1 protein-coding gene is annotated in these 1,209 nt (G+C 73.7%); it reads right to left on the reverse strand.

The window, feature by feature from the left end; all coding sequences use genetic code 11:
* On the reverse strand, positions 1 to 1,209 hold a 1,209-nt coding region (locus EQG76_RS11615), incomplete at both ends, for an ABC transporter permease (RefSeq protein ID WP_159713519.1).

Consider the following 1,209-nt stretch of genomic DNA (forward strand, 5'->3'; position numbering starts at 1 on the left):
CGATGCCCGGCAGGGCGTAGGGCAGCTCGATCAGCGGCAGGAGCAGCTGGCGCGCCCTTGCCGGTGCGCGGTCCAGCGCATGGCCCACCGGCACGGCGACGAGCGCCAGGAGCAGGGCGGCACCGCCGGCGAACAGGAAGGAATTGCGGAAGGCCCGCACCGTCACGTCCTGGCGCCAGAGCACCTCGGCGAAATGGCTGAGCGTCGCCGAGGACGGGGTGAGCCTGGCGCCGTAGGTCGGTGCCAGGGCCGAGGCCAGCAGTGCCCCCAGCGGCAGGAACAGGACCAGCGCCACCATCGCCCAGGCCAGCGCCAGTGCCGCCGGCCGCCAGCGGCCCAGCCGCCAGAAGCGGCCGAGCGCCCGCTCGGTGCTCCGTCTGGTCGCAGATCGAGCCAGCACCACCGCGGCGCCGCCTGCGGGCAGCAACACCAGCACCAGCATCGCCACGGCCAGCAGGGCCGCCCGGTCGATCACCCCCAACCCGTTGCCGACCAGCTCGCGGAAGATCAGGGTCGGCAGGGTCAGGTAGCCCGCCGGCATGCCAAGCAGGGCCGGGATGCCGAAATTGCCGAACGCCGCGACGAACGCCAGCAAGGCTGCTGCCGTGAGCTGGGGCACCAGCAGGGGCAGGACGATCCGGGCCAGGATCGTGTGTTGGCCGGCACCGTCCATGGCGGCCGCCTCGACCAACTCGTGCGGCACGGTCTTGAGCCCGGCCAGCAGGAGGATGGTGACCAGCGGCGCATGGTGCAGGCCCAGCACCAGGATCACCCCGCCCCGGCCGACCAGCGGGTTGGGCGTCCCGGCTGCAGGGGCCACGCCCAGCGCGTTCAGGAGCGGCGAGGCCGGGCCTGCCATCACGGTGAACGCGAGTGCCGTCACCTGCGGCGCCATCAGCATGGACAGGACGAACAGGATGCCGATCGAGCGGCGCTGCGGCAGGTCGGTGACCCCCAGGAGCAGCGCCATGCCTCCGCCCAGTACCAGCGCCAGCAGGCCGGACAGCACGCCGCTCTCGATGCTGTGCCAGGCCGCGCGCAGGCTGGCCGGCGCCAGGAGCGGCGCCAGCGCGTCGCTGGCCAGCGCCTGGAGCAGGAGACGCCCGACCGGCAGGGCTGCCAGGACCAGCACGATGGCGAGCAGCAGCCAGAAGCCCGGCCGTCCTTCGGGCCGGCCACTTGCCGGCCGGCCGGGCAGGGTCGCGATCA

Origin of the sequence: Geminicoccus flavidas (assembly GCF_009806515.1) — a bacterium.
GTDB lineage: Bacteria > Pseudomonadota > Alphaproteobacteria > Geminicoccales > Geminicoccaceae > Geminicoccus > Geminicoccus flavidus.